Raw genomic sequence first — 18,409 nt, 5'->3', positions numbered from 1 at the left:
TAAATTTTATAAAAAGAAATGCTCCTCCAAAACGGAAGAGCATCTTTTATTGTGATTTTGATTCGGTTTCTGCCGACTCTGGATGGAGTTCTTGGTAACTTGGTGCCTTGAAAAGGTCAGTACTGGTCTTACCTTGTCGTTGGCTAAAGAGACTGGTTGATTGACTACCTTTTTCCTGCTCAATCTTTTGAAGAATTGGTAAAGAATTGAGGTAAGAAATACTTTCTGTATCAACTTTTCCAAGATGATCTGCTTGGTAGAAACGTATCAAATCGCCAGTTTGAATCTGGTCGCTGATTTTCAGCTGTTGGCTGGCTGCCTGCCGAACAATGTCTAGTTCAGTCTGAGCTTGTTCATCAAGATTGCTGATTTCAAGACCGCTCTCAGTATAGTAGGTTCGTCCGTCATAACTGGTGTATTTTGGTGTAACGAAGGAATTGGCAGTCCGAAAGGCAACGATTTCTTGATGATCTGGAGACAGAAGATCTTGTCCAACTTGAAGGAAGGAATTGGACTCAATACCAAGGAGGTGTTCGAGAGTCGGTAAGATATCGATTTGTCCACCGTAGGTATTGATGATTTGTCCTTTTTCATAGCCAGGCATGACCACCATAAAAGGCACTCGTTGCAACATGGCATTGTCGTAATTCGACCAGTTCTCAGAAGTCTTGCCAATCAAGGGAGCCAGGTCAGGATTGCGGGAATTGGAAATGCCATAATGGTCTCCGTAGATGACGATGATGGATTTTTCATAGAGGCCACTTTCTTTGAGATAGTCAAAGAAGGCCTTGATAGCACTATCCAGATAGTTAGCTGTTTGGAAGTAGCCGTTGATGGTTTCATCTTTGGTTTTAGCCAAGGGGAAACCAAGCTCATCGCCTGTCAGATTGCTAGCATAGGGATAGTGATTGGATACCGTGATATACTTAGCATAAAAAGGCTGCTGCAAGTGCTCTAGATATTGGATAGAATCTTTCATCATGATTTTATCATTTAAACCATATTGGAAAGAATTGCTACTGTCTTGCTTGGTAAAATAGGAAGCATCAAAGAAGTATTGGTAGCCCCATTGTTTGTAGGTTGTATTTCGGTTCCAGAAGGTCCCAATATTACCATGAAAGACTGCACTCGATTGATAGCCATTTTTTGATAGGATAAAAGGCGCAGCCTGCTGGGTATTGGTACCTCCATAGTTGACCATAAAGGAACCTTGGTCAAGTCCAAACAAACCAGTCTCCAGCATGGTTTCCGCATCTGAGGTCTTACCAGCCTTGACTTGGTTAAAGATATTCGAAAAGGCTAGGGTTGCTTGCGAATGGTAGAGGGAATTAAGGAAGGGAGTGACTTCATGCTCAGTTCCATCTACGTTGAGTTTATAGTCAAGTAGGAACTGCTGAAAACTCTCTAAGTGGAGATAAATAACATTTTTTCCTTTGGCAAGGCCAAAATAGTCTGGATTGGGCTTAGCAGAATGTTCTTGAATATAGTCTGTGATAGGTTGAAGGTCGGTCTCAGAAGCCTTGGCACGTTCTTTGTTGGCGCTGTAGGATTGGTTGGCACTATAGCCCAAAAAGGCTGGCAAACTAAGGGCACGAACAATATAATAATTAGAAAATCCTCGCGATAGGAGATCGGGACGTTCGATTTCAGCCAAGAAAAGATTAGCAGAAAAGAGCAGGGCTGAGAGAGCAGTGATGGCAACACTGGAGCGGAATTTGAAAGGTCTCCTATCCAGCTGGATGAGCTTCTTATAGAGAAGATAAGCCAGCAATGGGAAATCCATAAAATAGATGAAATCCCAAAAGCGCAGTAACTCTAGTTCGGCAGTACCAACAGACACCTTGCTGACCACTTTCATGGTATTGGCCGTGATAAAGTCACTAAATTCTCGATAGTAAAAAATATTAGAATAGAGCCAAATGAATAAAAGGCAGTAAATAGCTATACTAAGACTGTAAAAGGCCTTGGTTGATCGAGCATAGAGGGCTAGAGCCAGCAGGAGGAGTCCCAAAGGAATGGGATTGAAAAAGGCGATAAAGGCAAGGTAATTTCCCTGCAATTTGCCTACTTGAATATCTAAATTGAAGTCAACGGTATAGGCTAATAAGGTTTTGAGCCAATAGAGGATTAAAAGGGTTAGGACAAAACCCAGTCTGGTACCGATGGCTTTTTGGATTTTGTTAAAATTGATTCTCACACAATTACTTCCTAAGTTTTTATTAGTATTAGTATACCATTTTTTAAAACTAGAGTAAAAAAGCAAGGGTAGTTTCTTTTTTGAGAATTGTCACAAAATTTGCTATAATAGGGACTATGAATAGAATAAGAGTCAGCAAAAGGGTTGAAAAGAAGCTTGCCAAAGGTTTGGTTTTACTAGAAGCCAGCGATCTTGAGAATGTCAATCTTAAGGATCAGGAAGTAGAAGTGCAGAGTCAGGAAGGAACCTTTCTTGGGACTGCCTACCTTTCTCAGCAAAACAAGGGCTTGGGCTGGTTTGTGAGCACAGACAAGGTGACCTTCAATCAAGCTTTCTTTGAAACGCTGTTTAGACAAGCTAAAGAAAAGAGAAGTGCCTACTATCAAGATGATTTGACAACTGCCTTTCGTCTCTTCAACCAAGAGGGAGATGGCTTTGGCGGTCTGACAGTGGACCTTTATGGCGACTATGCTGTCTTTTCTTGGTATAACTCTTATGTTTATCAGATTCGTCAGACCATCTCAGAAGCTTTTAGACAGGTTTTTCCTGAGGTTTTAGGAGCATATGAGAAGATCCGTTTTAAGGGTTTGGACTATGAATCTGCCCATGTTTATGGTCAAGAAGCACCTGACTTTTTCACTGTTTTAGAAAATGGTGTCTTGTATCAAGTCTTTATGAACGATGGTTTGATGACAGGGATTTTCCTAGACCAGCACGAGGTTCGTGGTAGTCTAGTGGATGGATTGGCTATGGGCAAATCCTTGCTCAATATGTTTTCCTACACAGCAGCCTTTTCAGTAGCTGCGGCCATGGGTGGAGCTAGCCAGACAACTTCGGTTGACCTAGCTAAACGTTCACGAGAATTGTCTCAAGCGCATTTTCAGGCAAATGGAATCAGCACAGGCGACCATCGCTTTATAGTCATGGATGTCTTTGAGTATTTCAAGTATGCTAAGCGAAAAGGCTTGACTTACGATGTGATTGTTCTAGATCCGCCTAGCTTTGCTCGGAATAAAAAACAAACATTTTCTGTGGCTAAGGATTATCACAAGTTGATATCCCAGAGTCTTGAGATTTTAAATCCGGGCGGTATTATTATTGCCAGCACCAATGCTGCCAATGTATCCCGCCAGAAATTTATAGAACAAATTGATAAAGGCTTTGCAGGAAGAAGTTACCAGATTTTAAATAAATACGGTCTTCCAGCAGATTTTGCCTATAATAAAAAAGATGAAAGTAGTAATTACCTCAAGGTGATTAGTATGAAGGTTAGTAAATGAAATTAATCGTTTCAGTAATGCCAAGAAGTTTAGAGGAGGCCCAGGCTCTGGATGCCACGAGGTATCTGGATGCCGACATCATTGAATGGCGTGCCGACTATCTGCCTAAAGAAGCGATTTTGCAGGTGGCTCCAGCGATTTTTGAAAAATTTGCAGGTCGTGAATTGGTTTTCACGTTGCGAACTCGTTCTGAAGGGGGAGAAATCGACCTTTCTCCAGAAGAATATATCCATCTAATCAAGGAAGTGGCGCAACTCTATCAACCAGACTATATTGATTTTGAGTACTATAGCTACAAGGATGTTTTTGAGGAAATGCTGGACTTCCCAAATCTCGTTTTGAGTTACCATAATTTCCAAGAAACACCTGAGAACATGATGGAAATTTTGTCAGAGTTGACGAGTTTAAATCCAAAACTTGTTAAGGTTGCGGTGATGGCTCACACGGAGCAGGATGTGCTAGACTTGATGAACTATACACGAGGCTTTAAAACCCTCAATCCTGAGCAGGAATATGTAACTATTTCTATGGGTAAGGTGGGCAAGGTCTCTCGTATCACTGCAGATGTGACTGGTTCTAGCTGGTCCTTTGCTAGTCTAGATGAGGCAAGTGCCCCAGGTCAGATTTCCCTAGCTAATATGAAAAAAATTCGGGAGATTTTGGATGAAGCTTGATGGCTATACACGTTTAGCTGCCGTTGTTGCCAATCCTATTAAGCATTCTATTTCCCCATTTATTCACAATAGCGCCTTTGAGGCGACAGCTACCAATGGTGCTTACGTGGCTTGGGAGATTGAAGCGGGTGACTTGGCAGAAACAGTGGCCAATATTCGTCGCTACCAGATGTTTGGCATCAACTTGTCCATGCCCTATAAGGAGCAGGTGATTTCTTATTTGGATGAATTGAGTGACGAAGCGCGCTTGATTGGTGCGGTTAATACGGTTGTCAATGAGAATGGCAATTTAATTGGATATAATACAGATGGCAAGGGATTTTTTAAGAGCTTGCCTTCTTTTACAATTTCAGGTAAAAAGATGACCCTGCTTGGTGCAGGTGGTGCGGCTAAATCAATCTTGGCACAGGCTATTTTGGATGGTGTCAGTCAGATTTCAGTCTTTGTTCGTTCAGTTTCCATGGAAAAAACAAGACCATACCTAGACAAGTTACAGGAGCAGACAGGTTTTAAGGTGGACCTGTCTGCTTTAGAAGATGTTCCTGAACTGCAAGCAAGGATTGCTGAGTCGGATTTACTGGTCAATGCAACTAGTGTAGGGATGGATGGTCAATCCTCTCCAGTTCCTGAAAGCATAGTCTTACCAGAAACTCTTTTAGTAGCAGATATCATTTACCAACCCTTTGAAACACCATTTTTGAAATGGGCCAGAAGGCAGGGCAATCCAGCGGTCAACGGTCTGGGAATGTTGCTCTATCAAGCTGCAGAAGCTTTTCAACTGTGGACAGGCAAGGAAATGCCGACAGAAGAAATTTGGCAGTCTTTAACAGAAAAATACCAATAAAGAAAGGGAGATTCTCCTATGAAAATCAGAATCGATATTCCTCATCATCCTTATGATATTCAGATTGAAAAAGGTTGTCTGGCTCAGGCTGGTCAATGGTTGCGAGAACTCTGGCAACCACAAAAGGTAGTCATTGTAACAGACAACCATGTAGCTTCTCTTTATGCAGAGAAGGTCAAGCTCAGCCTAGAAGATGCTGGTTTTCAGGTAGCAGTTTTTGACTTTTTAGAAGGGGAAGAAAGAAAGAATTTAACCACTGTCCAGAAAGTCTATGAATTTTTAGTCAAGCAAGGTCTGACTCGTAGCGATGGAATCGTGGCTCTTGGTGGCGGTGTCGTTGGGGACCTGGCTGGTTTTGTAGCCTCTACCTATATGAGGGGCATTCATTTTGTTCAGATACCGACTAGCTTGACAGCCCAGGTGGATTCTTCTATCGGTGGAAAGACGGGTGTTAATACTCCATTTGCTAAAAATATGGTGGGGACCTTTGCCCAACCAGATGGGGTTCTGATTGACCCACTTGTTCTTGAAACCCTCGGAAAAAGAGAGTTGATTGAAGGAATGGGTGAAGTTATCAAGTATGGCTTGATTGAGGATCCAGAACTATGGACTCTATTGACGGAGCTGGATGGTTCTGTAGAGAGCATTCTGGAACATGCGGAGACTTTGATTGAACATTCTTGTCAGGTTAAGCGCAAGATGGTAGTTGAGGATGAGTTGGACAATGGTGTACGCCTTTACCTTAACTTTGGCCACACTATTGGTCATGCCATTGAAGCAACGGCCGGTTATGGAAAAGTCATGCATGGAGAAGCTGTGGCCATGGGCATGGTGCAGATTTCCAAGGTTGCTGAGGAAAAAGGTCTCATGCCAGCTGGCATAACTCAGTCCATCACAGAAATGTGTCAGAAATTTGGCTTGCCTGTTGACTATGAAAACTGGGATGTTGACAAGCTTTATCAGGCTTTGACACATGACAAGAAAGCGCGTGGCAATACCTTGAAATTGGTCTTGGTTCCAGAGCTTGGCTCAGCGACCATTCACCCAGTTTCTCTGGAAGAGATGAAAGACTACTTGGTAAAATAAGGAGAGTGTATGAGATATTTAACTGCAGGAGAATCACACGGTCCCCGTCTGACGGCTATCATTGAAGGAATTCCAGCTGGACTTCCTTTGACAGCAAAGGACATCAATGAGGATTTGAAACGTCGTCAGGGTGGATACGGCCGCGGTGGTCGTATGAAGATTGAGAGCGACCAAGTTATCTTTACTTCGGGTGTTCGCCATGGGAAGACTACTGGGGCTCCCATTACCATGGATGTCGTCAATAAGGACCATCAGAAATGGCTGGATATCATGTCTGCGGAGGACATTGAAGACCGCTTTAAAAGCAAACGAAAAATCACCCATCCTCGTCCCGGTCACGCCGACTTGGTTGGGGGAATCAAGTACCGTTTTGACGATTTGAGAAATTCTTTGGAGCGTTCATCTGCCCGTGAAACCACCATGCGGGTGGCAGTTGGGGCAGTAGCCAAACGCCTCTTGGCTGAGCTGGGTATGGAGATTGCCAACCATGTCGTGGTCTTTGGTGGTAAGGAAATCGATGTTCCTGAAAATCTAACAGTCGCTGAGATTAAGGAACGAGCTGCCCAGTCAGAAGTTTCTATTGTCAACCAAGAAAGGGAACAGGAAATCAAGGATTATATTGATCAAATTAAACGTGACGGTGATACCATCGGTGGAGTTGTCGAGACAGTCGTCGGAGGTGTTCCAGTCGGTCTTGGTTCCTATGTCCAATGGGACAGAAAATTAGATGCCAGACTTGCCCAAGCAGTTGTCTCTATCAATGCCTTTAAAGGGGTGGAATTTGGCCTTGGATTTGAAGCTGGTTACCGCAAAGGTAGCCAAGTTATGGATGAAATTCTCTGGTCTAAAGAAGACGGCTATACTCGCCGTACCAATAATCTAGGTGGCTTTGAAGGTGGTATGACCAATGGGCAACCGATTGTTGTTCGTGGAGTTATGAAACCCATTCCTACTCTCTACAAACCACTCATGAGTGTGGATATTGAAACCCATGAACCCTACAAGGCAACAGTGGAGAGAAGTGATCCGACCGCTCTTCCAGCAGCCGGTGTGGTCATGGAAGCCGTTGTGGCAACGGTTCTGGCACAAGAAATCCTTGAAAAATTCTCATCAGACAATCTAGAGGAATTAAAAGAAGCGGTAGCCAAACACCGAGACTATACAAAGAACTATTAAGGAGTTCCTATGGCAAAAACAGTCTATATCGCAGGTCTTGGTTTGATCGGTGCCTCGATGGCACTTGGTATCAAACGCGATCATCCAGATTATGAAATTTTAGGTTATAATCGCAGTCAAGCTTCGAGAGATATTGCCTTGAAAGAAGGCATGATTGACCGTGCAATGGATGATTTTGCTAGTTTTGCTCCTTTGGCAGATATCATTATTCTCAGTTTGCCAATCAAACAAACCATTGCTTTCATTAAGGAGTTGGCCGACTTGGACTTGAAAGAAGGCGTGATTATTTCAGATGCCGGTTCGACCAAGTCAGCTATTGTGGATGCGGCGGAGCAATATTTGGCTGGCAAGTCTGTTCGTTTTGTCGGGGCCCATCCCATGGCTGGTAGTCACAAGACAGGGGCTGCCTCTGCGGATGTCAATCTCTTTGAAAATGCCTATTATATCTTCACACCTTCAAGCCTGACAAGTCAGGACACGCTTGATGAAATGAAGGATCTGCTTTCAGGTCTTCATGCCCGTTTTATCGAGATTGATGCCAAGGAGCACGATCGAGTGACTTCTCAGATTAGCCATTTTCCTCATATTCTGGCTTCCAGTCTCATGGAGCAGACCGCGGTTTATGCTCAAGAACATGAGATGGCAAGGCGATTTGCGGCCGGTGGTTTTCGAGATATGACTCGAATTGCAGAAAGCGAGCCGGGTATGTGGACCTCCATTCTCTTGTCCAATCGTGAAACTATTCTGGATCGAATTGCGGATTTTAAGGAACGTTTAGAAGCGGTTGGACAAGCCATCAGCAAGGGAGATGAAGAGCAAATCTGGAATTTTTTCAACCAAGCGCGTGAGCAACGTCAGGCCATGGAAATCCATAAGCGTGGCGGTGTGGATAGCTCTTATGACCTTTATGTCGATGTTCCCGATGAAGAAGATGTCATCTTGAGGATTTTGGAACTGCTACGTGGAACTTCCTTGGTTAATATTCACATCAATGAGGAAAACCGTGAGGATATTCACGGGATCCTACAAATTTCATTTAAAAATGCTCAAGACTTGGAAAGAGCGGAGCACCTCATAACAGAAAACACCGACTATACAGTCGTCATCAAATAAGGAGAAAATCATGTCAAATATTTACGATAGTGCAAACGAACTCAGTCGCGGCCTACGCGAATTAGCAGAATATAAGGCTGTTAAAGCAGCTAAAGATGCGATTGCAGCAGATGCTGAGGCAAGCAAAATCTTTACAGAATACGTTGCCTTTCAAGAGGAAATTCAAAAACTAGCACAGACAGGTCAAATGCCAGACGCATCCTTTCAAGCGAAAATGGAAGGCTTTGGCAAGCAGATTCAAGGGAATAGCCTCTTATCAGAATTCTTTACCAAGCAACAACAATTGGCAATTTACCTTTCTGACATTGAAAAAATTGTTTTCGAACCAGTTTCAGAATTGCTAAAATAAGAAAATAACTATCATAAAGTCAGGAATTTTTAAGGAATTTCTGGCTTTTTATGATAAAATAGGTAAAAGTATTGCAAGTATGAGGTCCAGTATGAAACTAAAAACAAACATTAGCCACTTACATGGCAGTATCCGAGTTCCAGGTGATAAGTCTATCAGCCACCGTTCGATTATTTTTGGAAGTTTGGCTGAGGGTGAGACCAAGGTTTATGATATTTTGCGTGGCGAGGACGTGCTCTCAACTATTCAAGTTTTTCGTGACCTTGGTGTAGAGATTGAGGATAAAGATGGGGTTATTACCATTCAAGGTGTAGGTATGGATGGTTTAAAAGCTCCGAAAAATGCCCTTGATATGGGAAATTCTGGAACCTCGATTCGCCTGATTTCAGGTGTCCTTGCTGGTGCAGACTTTGAAGTAGAAATGTTTGGAGATGACAGTCTTTCCAAACGTCCTATGGACCGTGTGACGATTCCATTGAAAAAAATGGGCGTCAGCATTTCGGGACAAACTGAGCGAGACCTGCCTCCTCTTCACTTAAAAGGGACGAAAAACCTAAGACCTATTCATTATGAGTTACCAATTGCCTCTGCCCAAGTCAAGTCCGCCTTGATCTTTGCAGCCTTGCAGGCTCAGGGGGAGTCAGTGATTATCGAAAAAGAATGCACCCGTAATCATACTGAAGATATGTTGCAACAGTTTGGTGGTCATTTAAGTGTGGATGGCAAGAAAATCACAGTCCAAGGACCACAAAAATTGACAGGACAAAAGGTGGTTGTTCCAGGAGATATTTCCAGTGCAGCCTTTTGGCTAGTTGCTGGTTTGATTGTTCCAAATTCTCGTGTGGTGCTTAAGAATGTAGGTATTAACGAAACGCGTACAGGTATCATCGATGTCATTCGTGCCATGGGTGGAAAATTAGAAGTAACTGAAATTGATTCAGTCTCTAAATCCGCTACCTTGATTGTTGAGTCTTCTGACTTGAAAGGAACAGAGATTGGCGGTGCCTTGATTCCACGCTTGATTGATGAATTGCCAGTTATCGCTCTACTTGCGACCCAAACTCAAGGTGTAACAGTTATTAAGGATGCTGAGGAACTTAAGGTCAAGGAAACAGACCGCATTCAGGTTGTGGCAGACGCCTTAAATAGCATGGGTGCGGATATCACACCTACAGCAGATGGAATGATTATCAAAGGAAAATCAGCCCTTAACAGTGCTAGAGTCAATACTTTTGGAGACCATCGTATCGGCATGATGACGGCTATCGCGGCCCTCTTGGTTGCTGATGGAGAAGTGGAACTTGACCGTGCTGAAGCTATCAATACCAGCTATCCTAGCTTCTTTGATGATTTGGAGAACTTGATTCATGGCTAAGGTATTATTAGGATTTATGGGAGCCGGCAAATCGACTATTGCAAGAGGATTGGACCCTAATTACCTTGATATGGATGCTCTGATAGAGAAGCGCTTAGGTATGTCCATTGCGGAATTTTTCTCGGAAATGGGAGAAGCGGCCTTTCGTCAGGTAGAATCAGAAGTCCTAGCTGATTTACTACAAAGAGACCAAGTTGTGTCAACTGGTGGAGGAGTGGTCGTTTCTCAGCGAAATCGTGACATACTAAAGACCAATTCTAATAACATCTACCTGAAAGCAGATTTTGAAACCCTCTACCACCGTATCGCAGCTGATAAGGACAATCAGCGCCCGCTTTTTCTAAATAATAGCAAGGAAGAACTTGCAGCTATTTTCAAAGAAAGACAGGCTTGGTATGAGGAAGTGGCTAGTCGGATTTTGGATGTGACCAAGCTAAGCCCAGAGGAAATTATAGAGGAACTGAGATGAAAATTGCTTACCTAGGTCCCAAGGGATCATTTTCACACCACGTTGTGCAGACAGCTTTTCCTCATGAGGAATTGCAGGCCTTTGCCAATATTACAGATGTCATCAAGGCCTATGAGCAAGGCTTGGTGGACTATTCTGTAGTGCCAGTTGAAAATTCTATCGAGGGTAGTGTTCATGAAACCTTGGACTACCTTTTTCATCAGGCTCGCATTCAAGCAGTGGCAGAAATCGTTCAGCCTATTCATCAGCAGTTGATGGTGGTTCCAGGTCATAATAAGATTGAAAAGATTTTTTCACATCCACAGGCCTTGGCTCAAGGAAAGAAATTCATCGATGAACAATATCCAGAGGCCCAAATCGAGGTAACAGCTAGTACAGCTTATGCGGCCCGTTTTATTTCCGAACATCCAGACCAGCCTTATGCAGCCATTGCACCTAGAAGTTCTGCTGAAGAATATGGCTTGGAACTGATTGCCGAGGATATTCAGGAAATGGAAGCCAATTTCACACGTTTCTGGGTTTTAGGAGCTGAAAAGCCTTCTATTCCATTGAAAGAACAAACTGAGAAAATGAGTTTGGCCTTGACCTTACCGGACAACCTTCCAGGCGCACTTTATAAGGCCATGTCGACCTTTGCTTGGAGAGGAATTGACCTGACAAAAATTGAAAGTCGACCACTCAAGACAGCACTGGGAGAATACTTTTTCATTATCGATGTGGATTACGCCGATAAGGACTTGGTTAACTTTGCCCAAAAAGAATTAGAAGCGATTGGAATCCAGTATAAAGTACTGGGAGCCTATCCTATTTATCCAATATCAGACCACGGAAAGGAGAGAAGATGAGTAAAGAAAATCCCTTAAGTCATCATGAGCAGTTACGTTATGACTATCTCTTTAAGAACATTCATTACCTCAATGAGCGAGAGAAAAAAGAGTTTGCTTACCTGCAAGGTAAGTTAAATATGGCTAGCAGTAGTGAGACTTCTCCAGAAATTCATGATGAAAATCACGATATGGAAGAGTCTTTCATGGAACCAATCAATCAGTCTCCTCTTCCATCCTACGGTAACCGAAGTCGTGCAAAAAAATACCAGAAAAGTCATTCTCTTCCAAAGGTTAAGTCCAAAAAACGTAAGATTCGTTGGGGGCGCATTTTTGCAGGATTGCTTGCCCTTCTAGCCTGTGTTGGTTTTGGTATGATTTTTATGTTCCTAAAAGGTTATTCAAATGCGGATCCAACCAAACCTGCCAATGCTAAGGCAGCTCAAGTAGAAGTTTTTCATGGTCAAGATACCAAGGATGGGGTCAATATTTTGATTATGGGGACGGATGGACGGATTGGCCAAAACAGTGCTGAGACGAGAACGGACTCGATTATGGTTCTAAACGTTGGTGGCTCAGATAAAAAAATCAAGCTGGCCAGCTTTATGCGTGACAATTTGGTTTATATAGATGGTTACAGCCAAGTCATTAACGGTAGAAAGCAATCCGATAATAAGTTGAATGTGGCCTATGAGTTGGGGGAACAAGAGGGACAAAAAGGGGCAGAAATGGTTCGAAAAGTCCTAAAAGACAATTTTGACTTGGACATTAAGTACTATGCCTTGGTAGACTTCCAGGCCTTCGCAACCGCTATTGACACTCTGTTCCCAGATGGGGTGACAATTGATGCCAAATTCTCAACCTTGGAAGGTCAACTTTTAACCGAAGCTACGGTGGGAGATGATTTGCATGCTACGGAAACGGAGTCTCCAACCCAGACTATCAAAGTTGGGAAACAGCAGATGAACGGTTCAACCTTGCTCAATTATGCACGCTTCCGTGATGATGATGAAGGTGATTACGGTCGTACCAAGAGACAACAGCAAGTGTTGACAGCTGTTCTGCAGCAACTCAAGGATCCAACCAAACTCTTTACTGGTTCAGAAGCACTTGGTAAGGTCTTTGGCATGACCTCTACGAATGTTCCCTATAGTTTCTTATTGACCAATGGTTTATCCTTCCTAGATGGAGCGCAAAATGGCATTGAGAGATTAACAGTTCCAGAACTAGGTGATTGGGTCGATGCCTATGATGTCTATGGAGGACAGGCACTCTTAGTAGACCAAAATAAATATCAAACCAAGCTTGCTCAAATGGGAATGAGATAAGTTAAGATAGAAAAATCAAAGTTTGAAGGCTATTTATCTAGCAGTCAGGCTTTGATTTTTTACAGTCTGCAATAGATTTTCATCCCTTATTTGTGGTATAATGGAACGATACGATAGAAAGAATAATGAACAATATGACTGATTTAAAAGCAATTCAGGCTCGAAGTCTGGAGATGGCTGAATATTTTGTGGCCTTTTGCAAGGAACATGATTTGCTTTGTTATCTCTGTGGAGGAGGTGCTATTGGTGCCCTTCGAAACAAGGGTTTTATTCCTTGGGATGATGATCTAGATTTTTTTATGCCCCGTAAAGATTATGAGAAATTAGCAGAATTATGGCCTCGTTATGCAGATGAGCGTTATTTCTTGTCAAAGAGTAACAAGGATTTTGTCGACCGCAATCTTTTTATTACTATTCGTGACAAGGAAACTACCTGTATCAAACCTTATCAGCAGGATTTGGATTTGCCACATGGTTTGGCCTTAGATGTGTTACCTTTGGATTATTATCCGAAAAATCCAGCTGAGCGGAAAAAACAGGTTCGCTGGGCACTGATTTATTCACTCTTTTGTGCGCAGACTATTCCAGAAAAGCATGGTGCACTTATGAAATGGGGAAGCCGTATTTTACTGGGGTTGACTCCAAAATCTCTTCGTTATCGCATTTGGAAAAAAGCTGAGAAAGAAATGACCAAGTATAGTCTGGGTGAGAGCGATGGCATCACAGAATTATGCTCGGGTCCTGGTTACATGAGAAACAAGTACCTAATCGAATCTTTTGAGGATAATCTTTTCTTGCCATTTGAAGAGACAGAGATGCCCGTTCCAGTCGGCTACCATGCTTATCTCAGCACTGCTTTTGGAGACTACATGACACCTCCACCAGCAGACAAGCAGTTACCACATCATGATGCTGTCATCGCTGATATGGATAAGTCTTATACAGAATACAAGGGAGAATATGGTGGCTAAGAAAAAAATATTATTTTTTATGTGGTCTTTTTCTCTCGGGGGTGGCGCAGAGAAGATTCTATCTACCATTGTTTCAAATCTAGATCCAGAAAAGTATGATATTGATATTCTTGAAATGGAACATTTTGATAAGGGATACGAATCTGTTCCCAAGCATGTATGCATTTTAAAATCCCTTCAGGATTATCGCCAAGCCAGATGGATTCGAGCTCTTTTGTGGAGAATGAGAATTTATTTTCCAAGATTGACTCGTCGCTTGCTTGTAAGAGATGACTATGATGTTGAAGTTTCTTTTACTATTATGAATCCTCCACTTTTGTTCTCTAAAAGAAAAGAAGTCAAGAAAATCTCCTGGATTCATGGAAGTATCGAAGAATTTCTTAAGGATAGCTCAAAAAGGGAGTCACATAGATGCCAGTTGGATGCTGCGGATACCATTGTAGGAATTTCAAAAAAGACCAGCGATTCTATCAAGGAAGTCTATCCAGACTATGCTTCGAAATTACAGACGGTCTACAATGGATATGATTTTAAGACTATTTTAGAAAAATCTCAAGAGAAGATCGATATCGAGATTGCGCCTCAAAGTATCTGTACTATCGGACGGATTGAGGAAAATAAGGGTTCTGACCGTGTGGTGGAAGTGATACGATTATTACATCAAGAGGGAAAAAACTATCATCTCTACTTCATAGGGGCTGGTGATATGGAAGAGGAACTGAAAAAACGCGTCAAAGAATATGAGCTTGAAGACTATGTACATTTCCTTGGTTATCAAAAAAATCCTTATCAGTATTTATCTCAGACGAAAGTTCTCTTGTCTATGTCTAAACAAGAAGGTTTTCCTGGAGTGTATGTGGAGGCCTTGAGTTTGGGACTTCCTTTTGTCTCTACGGATGTTGGAGGGGCTGAGGAATTATCCCAAGAAGGACGATTTGGACAAATCATTGAGAGCAATCAAGAGGCAGCTCAGGCAATTACGAACTACATGACTACTGCCTCAAATTTCGATGTCAATGAGGCTAGCCAATTCATTCAACAATTCACAATTGCCAAACAAATCGAACAAGTAGAAAAACTATTAGAGGAGTAGCATGGAAACTGCATTAATCAGTGTGATTGTGCCAGTCTATAATGTGGCGCAGTACCTAGAAAAATCGATAGCTTCCATTCAGAAGCAGACCTATCAGAATCTGGAAATCATTCTTGTTGATGATGGAGCAACGGATGAAAGTGGTCGCTTGTGTGATTCAATCGCTGAACAAGATGATAGGGTGTCAGTGCTTCATAAAAAGAACGAAGGTTTGTCGCAAGCACGAAACGATGGAATGAAGCAGGCTCACGGAGATTATCTGATTTTCATTGACTCAGATGATTATATCCATCCAGAAATGATTCAGAGCTTATATGAGCAATTAATTCAAGAAGATGCGGATGTTTCGAGCTGTGGTGTCATGAATGTCTATGCTAATGATGAAAGCCCACAGTCAGCCAATCAGGATGACTATTTTGTCTGTGATTCTCAAACATTTCTGAGGGAATACCTCATAGGTGAAAAAATACCTGGAACGATCTGCAATAAGCTAATCAAGAGAGAGATTGCAACTGCCCTATCCTTTCCAAAGGGATTGATTTATGAAGATGCTTATTATCATTTTGATTTAATCAAGTTGGCCAAGAAGTACGTTGTTAATACCAAACCCTATTATTACTATTTCCATAGAGGGGATAGTATTACGACTAAACCCTATGCAGATAAGGATTTAGCCTATATTGATATCTACCAAAAGTTTTACAATGAAGTTGTGAAAAACTATCCGGATTTGAAAGAGGTTGCTTTTTTCAGATTGGCTTATGCCCACTTCTTTATTCTGGATAAGATGTTGCTAGATGATCAGTATAAACAGTTTAAAGCCTATTCTCAAATTCATCGTTTTTTAAAAGGCCATGCCTTTACTATTGTTAGGAATCCAATTTTCCGTAAGGGGAGAAGAATTAGTGCTTTGGCTCTATTCATAAATATTTCCTTATACCGATTCTTATTACTGAAAAATATTGAAAAATCTAAAAAATTACATTAGAACGGGGGTGAGCAAGTGATTGATGGGAAACGATTATTATTTAGTTTGACCATAGTCAGCTATGCCTTGACGCTAGTAAGTGGAATTGTGTATCTGTTTAATAATAACAATGTTAGCTTGCTTTCTACTTTATTGTTCTTACTGGTTAGTAGCTTAATTGCTTGTTGGAATGATATCAAGTATTACTTAATCCATTTTATTTTCTTTTTAACTATTTTTGTATTTCTGGTATCAAGGCCGACCATTGATTATTTTAGGGATGGTGCTTTGGATACCTATCATCCCATAGCCTATCGTTTTGCCTTTATAGTCGTCATGGTTTCGATATTGGGATTGACCACAGGGGGGCTCCTAGCTCGCTATTTTATAGCTAGAAAGCAAATAAAAGTACCCAAGATAGGAAGTTCTCTAAAAGATGTTTACATCAAGCGGTTGCGCTTTGTATCGCTAGGAGTTTTTCTTCTAACCTATCCTTTCTATTTCATTCGGTTATTTGAACGGCTCCTGTATCGCTTGCAGACTTCCTACTATGCCTACTATGCAAACTTTGAAAGTAAACTACCTTATTTTACCTATATCTTATCAACATTTACGGTCTATGCAATGTGTATGTATTTGGCAACCAAGCCAAAGAAATTGCAGGCAACAGCAGTGCTTGTCTCCTTTATTGCAGCTAATACTATTCATTTGGCAATCGGGACACGCAATCCCTTTATTTTAAGTATTCTATTTGCTTTCGTTTATTACTTTATGCGAGAGCAAACAGAAAAGGGAAAATGGATTGGATTTAAAGAAAAGTTAGCGATTTTTGTAGGTTCTCCTATTCTCATGTTAGCGATGGGAATACTCAATTATGTACGGGATAATGTCCAAGTTTCCCATACAGGTTTCTGGGATATCTTACTTGACTTTATCTATAAACAAGGAACCAGTTTTGGTGTTTTGGCTCGAGGCTTTCTATTTAACAGTAGCCTCCCTTACCGAGATTTACGCAATTTTACTTTTGGTCCTGTTATTGATTATTTTGCAAGGGGAAGTTTAGGGGCTATTTTCGGAGGAAAAGCCTTTGAGCATACAACCAATAGTGTGGAACTAGCTATTGATAGTAATAGTTATGCCCACAATCTATCCTATCTTGTCTTAAACAAGGAATACTTGAAAGGACATGGTATCGGAAGTAGCTATATTATGGAGTTGTATACCGACTATGGTATGATAGGAGTCTTTCTACTTAGTCTCTTGCTAGGTATGTTATTCATAGCCATGCTGCAAGTAGCCTATCGTTCAAGAACAATCCTATTTGCCTTGTCCCTACTTATCTTGAATAATCTATTCTTTATGCCAAGAAGTAGTTTTTCAGAAAGTTTCTTCAATTTATTTACAATGCAATTCTGGGGAATTGTTCTTGTGATTATATTTGTAGCGAAAATGCTTACAAAGGAAAACCAGTATCTACTAAACAAAGGAGAAAAAAATCATGTTTGAACATTATTCAGTAGCTGATTTGTTTGCAAATCTATACAAAAAACGAAAAGCAAATATTCTAGCTCTTATCGCTTTATTTGCTCTCATTGCTGTACCATTTACAATTAAAGCAGTTAAGAATAAAAATACTGTCAAAGACACAACAAGTTATTCAACTTATATCAGCTATAAAATCACCCCTCCAGAAGATTCAGCTAAAACGATTTTGAATCATCAAATTGGTGGTTATAGTGATTTCTACGGGAAATTGATTGATGGGAATTTGAATGGAGCTTATCTTTTCAATGATGTAGAGCCTAGTGAGTTGAAAAAAATTGCCAGTGAATTAGATACGACAGAAACAACCTTGAAAAATTCTACAAGTGACTATTGGTGGAAAAAACTGACTGTCTACTATATGATTGACGATGCAGGGGTTGGTGTGAAAATTTTGACACCAAGTAAAAATGCCAACGACTTGTTAGAGCGAAAAATTGATGGATTGATTGAGAAATTTAAACACACTTATGCAAATGTGAAAATTGAAAAATTGGAAACCATCAACTCTAAAGAATTGAATGCAAATGGTGAGACAGCGCTTGGATTAAACGTCAAGAATCTGATTCTTCGTCTAGCTGTTATTGGAGTAGTTTGTGTGATTTTGGTTGTGATGGGAAATGTATTAGTTTATCTCTTTAATCCAACAATCAATAGAGCAGGTGATTTTTCTCAATATCAAATTGATTTTGTAACAGAGATTACAACAATTGCTAATCTAGCAGATATTCTATCATACAAAAATGCTGGACAAGAATTGACTATCGTTAGCTCAAACAAAGCTATTCTAGATAAATTAAAACAAAATCAAGAGACTTTGAAAGGAATGTATTTTGTAGATTTACAAGATGTACCATCTCTTTTAGAAAGAGATACAGTCCTTCTTGTTGAAGAATACGGAGTGACTCGTTATAAGAAATTTGAACAAAGTCTTCAAATTCTTAGAAACTTAAATCGTTCTATCCTTGGTGTAGCAACCTTTAAACTATAAGCTTTCTGATGTATTAGGTCTTCAAAGTCGGACAAGAGCCGATTTTGGAGGCTTTTTCTATTTGTTTGCAGAAATTTTCTCTTATACTCAATGAAAATCAAAAAGTAAACTAGGAAGCTAGCCGCAGGTT

The 18,409-nt window shown here is 41.1% G+C and carries 17 protein-coding genes; 16 read left to right on the top strand and 1 reads right to left on the bottom strand.

What is annotated here, in order from left to right:
• Positions 1-46: 46 nt before the first annotated feature.
• On the bottom strand, positions 47-2,197 hold the full coding sequence (locus tag OCF95_RS03120; RefSeq protein WP_261104885.1) for an LTA synthase family protein: 2,151 nt from the start codon (positions 2,195-2,197) through the stop codon (positions 47-49).
• Positions 2,198-2,313: 116 nt separating this feature from the next.
• On the opposite strand from OCF95_RS03120, the gene OCF95_RS03115 reads away from it, so the two are divergent.
• The 16 genes from OCF95_RS03115 to tarQ all read left to right on the top strand — a co-directional run bounded on the left by OCF95_RS03115 (position 2,314) and on the right by tarQ (position 18,279).
• A complete protein-coding gene (locus OCF95_RS03115) occupies positions 2,314-3,477 on the top strand; it encodes a class I SAM-dependent rRNA methyltransferase (protein WP_084888506.1) in 1,164 nt (387 codons plus the stop codon).
• Positions 3,474-4,151: a type I 3-dehydroquinate dehydratase gene (gene aroD, locus OCF95_RS03110; RefSeq protein WP_000767765.1), complete on the top strand. Its 678-nt coding sequence runs from the start codon at positions 3,474-3,476 to the stop codon at positions 4,149-4,151. Before OCF95_RS03115 ends, aroD begins: the two co-directional genes overlap by 4 nt.
• A complete protein-coding gene (locus OCF95_RS03105) occupies positions 4,141-4,995 on the top strand; it encodes a shikimate dehydrogenase (RefSeq protein ID WP_261011189.1) in 855 nt (284 codons plus the stop codon). The genes aroD and OCF95_RS03105 overlap by 11 nt, the downstream gene beginning before the upstream one ends.
• A gap of 18 nt (positions 4,996-5,013) precedes the next feature.
• Positions 5,014-6,081, top strand: a complete 1,068-nt coding sequence (gene aroB / locus OCF95_RS03100; RefSeq protein WP_247952838.1) for a 3-dehydroquinate synthase — start codon at positions 5,014-5,016, stop codon at positions 6,079-6,081.
• Between the two features lie 9 nt (positions 6,082-6,090).
• Positions 6,091-7,257 carry a chorismate synthase gene (gene aroC, locus OCF95_RS03095; RefSeq protein ID WP_261104884.1) on the top strand — a complete coding sequence of 389 codons (1,167 nt, stop codon included), beginning with the start codon at positions 6,091-6,093 and terminating at the stop codon, positions 7,255-7,257.
• Between the two features lie 9 nt (positions 7,258-7,266).
• Entirely contained in the window at positions 7,267-8,370 is a 1,104-nt protein-coding gene (locus OCF95_RS03090; RefSeq protein ID WP_049502174.1) for a prephenate dehydrogenase, read from the top strand.
• Positions 8,371-8,380: 10 nt separating this feature from the next.
• Positions 8,381-8,719: a YlbF/YmcA family competence regulator gene (locus tag OCF95_RS03085; protein ID WP_084950335.1), complete on the top strand. Its 339-nt coding sequence runs from the start codon at positions 8,381-8,383 to the stop codon at positions 8,717-8,719.
• Between the two features lie 91 nt (positions 8,720-8,810).
• A complete protein-coding gene (gene aroA / locus OCF95_RS03080; RefSeq protein WP_261104883.1) occupies positions 8,811-10,094 on the top strand; it encodes a 3-phosphoshikimate 1-carboxyvinyltransferase in 1,284 nt (427 codons plus the stop codon).
• Entirely contained in the window at positions 10,087-10,563 is a 477-nt protein-coding gene (locus OCF95_RS03075; RefSeq protein ID WP_261104882.1) for a shikimate kinase, read from the top strand. The genes aroA and OCF95_RS03075 overlap by 8 nt, the downstream gene beginning before the upstream one ends.
• Entirely contained in the window at positions 10,560-11,408 is an 849-nt protein-coding gene (pheA, locus tag OCF95_RS03070) for a prephenate dehydratase (RefSeq protein ID WP_261104881.1), read from the top strand. The genes OCF95_RS03075 and pheA overlap by 4 nt, the downstream gene beginning before the upstream one ends.
• On the top strand, positions 11,405-12,715 hold the full coding sequence (locus tag OCF95_RS03065) for an LCP family protein (protein WP_261104880.1): 1,311 nt from the start codon (positions 11,405-11,407) through the stop codon (positions 12,713-12,715). The genes pheA and OCF95_RS03065 overlap by 4 nt, the downstream gene beginning before the upstream one ends.
• A 125-nt stretch (positions 12,716-12,840) precedes the next feature.
• On the top strand, positions 12,841-13,686 hold the full coding sequence (locus tag OCF95_RS03060) for a LicD family protein (RefSeq protein WP_080702844.1): 846 nt from the start codon (positions 12,841-12,843) through the stop codon (positions 13,684-13,686).
• A complete protein-coding gene (locus tag OCF95_RS03055) occupies positions 13,676-14,779 on the top strand; it encodes a glycosyltransferase (protein WP_261104879.1) in 1,104 nt (367 codons plus the stop codon). Before OCF95_RS03060 ends, OCF95_RS03055 begins: the two co-directional genes overlap by 11 nt.
• Before the next feature lies 1 nt (position 14,780).
• Positions 14,781-15,767 (top strand): glycosyltransferase family 2 protein, encoded by a 987-nt coding sequence (locus OCF95_RS03050; RefSeq protein ID WP_261013986.1) that lies wholly within the window; start codon positions 14,781-14,783, stop codon positions 15,765-15,767.
• Between the two features lie 15 nt (positions 15,768-15,782).
• Positions 15,783-17,252: an O-antigen polysaccharide polymerase Wzy family protein gene (locus OCF95_RS03045; RefSeq protein ID WP_033684924.1), complete on the top strand. Its 1,470-nt coding sequence runs from the start codon at positions 15,783-15,785 to the stop codon at positions 17,250-17,252.
• On the top strand, positions 17,245-18,279 hold the full coding sequence (gene tarQ / locus OCF95_RS03040) for a teichoic acid biosynthesis protein TarQ (protein ID WP_261104878.1): 1,035 nt from the start codon (positions 17,245-17,247) through the stop codon (positions 18,277-18,279). The genes OCF95_RS03045 and tarQ overlap by 8 nt, the downstream gene beginning before the upstream one ends.
• Positions 18,280-18,409 lie beyond the last annotated feature (130 nt).

The sequence above is a fragment of the Streptococcus mitis genome (assembly GCF_946188615.1).
GTDB classification, from domain to species: domain Bacteria; phylum Bacillota; class Bacilli; order Lactobacillales; family Streptococcaceae; genus Streptococcus; species Streptococcus mitis_BZ.
This window is presented reverse-complemented; position numbering and strand designations above follow the sequence as displayed.

Excerpts from the sequence above, each read along its gene's own strand:
- OCF95_RS03050 (WP_261013986.1), top strand. The coding sequence starts at position 14,781 with ATGGAAACTGCATTAATCAGTGTGATTGTGCCAGTCTATAATGTGGCG.
- aroB (WP_247952838.1), top strand. The coding sequence starts at position 5,014 with ATGAAAATCAGAATCGATATTCCTCATCATCCTTATGATATTCAGATT.
- OCF95_RS03090 (WP_049502174.1), top strand. The coding sequence starts at position 7,267 with ATGGCAAAAACAGTCTATATCGCAGGTCTTGGTTTGATCGGTGCCTCG.
- tarQ (WP_261104878.1), top strand. The coding sequence starts at position 17,245 with ATGTTTGAACATTATTCAGTAGCTGATTTGTTTGCAAATCTATACAAA.
- aroD (WP_000767765.1), top strand. The coding sequence starts at position 3,474 with ATGAAATTAATCGTTTCAGTAATGCCAAGAAGTTTAGAGGAGGCCCAG.
- aroC (WP_261104884.1), top strand. The coding sequence starts at position 6,091 with ATGAGATATTTAACTGCAGGAGAATCACACGGTCCCCGTCTGACGGCT.
- OCF95_RS03055 (WP_261104879.1), top strand. The coding sequence starts at position 13,676 with ATGGTGGCTAAGAAAAAAATATTATTTTTTATGTGGTCTTTTTCTCTC.
- OCF95_RS03065 (WP_261104880.1), top strand. The coding sequence starts at position 11,405 with ATGAGTAAAGAAAATCCCTTAAGTCATCATGAGCAGTTACGTTATGAC.
- aroA (WP_261104883.1), top strand. The coding sequence starts at position 8,811 with ATGAAACTAAAAACAAACATTAGCCACTTACATGGCAGTATCCGAGTT.
- pheA (WP_261104881.1), top strand. The coding sequence starts at position 10,560 with ATGAAAATTGCTTACCTAGGTCCCAAGGGATCATTTTCACACCACGTT.
- OCF95_RS03105 (WP_261011189.1), top strand. The coding sequence starts at position 4,141 with ATGAAGCTTGATGGCTATACACGTTTAGCTGCCGTTGTTGCCAATCCT.
- OCF95_RS03075 (WP_261104882.1), top strand. The coding sequence starts at position 10,087 with ATGGCTAAGGTATTATTAGGATTTATGGGAGCCGGCAAATCGACTATT.
- OCF95_RS03115 (WP_084888506.1), top strand. The coding sequence starts at position 2,314 with ATGAATAGAATAAGAGTCAGCAAAAGGGTTGAAAAGAAGCTTGCCAAA.
- OCF95_RS03060 (WP_080702844.1), top strand. The coding sequence starts at position 12,841 with ATGAACAATATGACTGATTTAAAAGCAATTCAGGCTCGAAGTCTGGAG.
- OCF95_RS03085 (WP_084950335.1), top strand. The coding sequence starts at position 8,381 with ATGTCAAATATTTACGATAGTGCAAACGAACTCAGTCGCGGCCTACGC.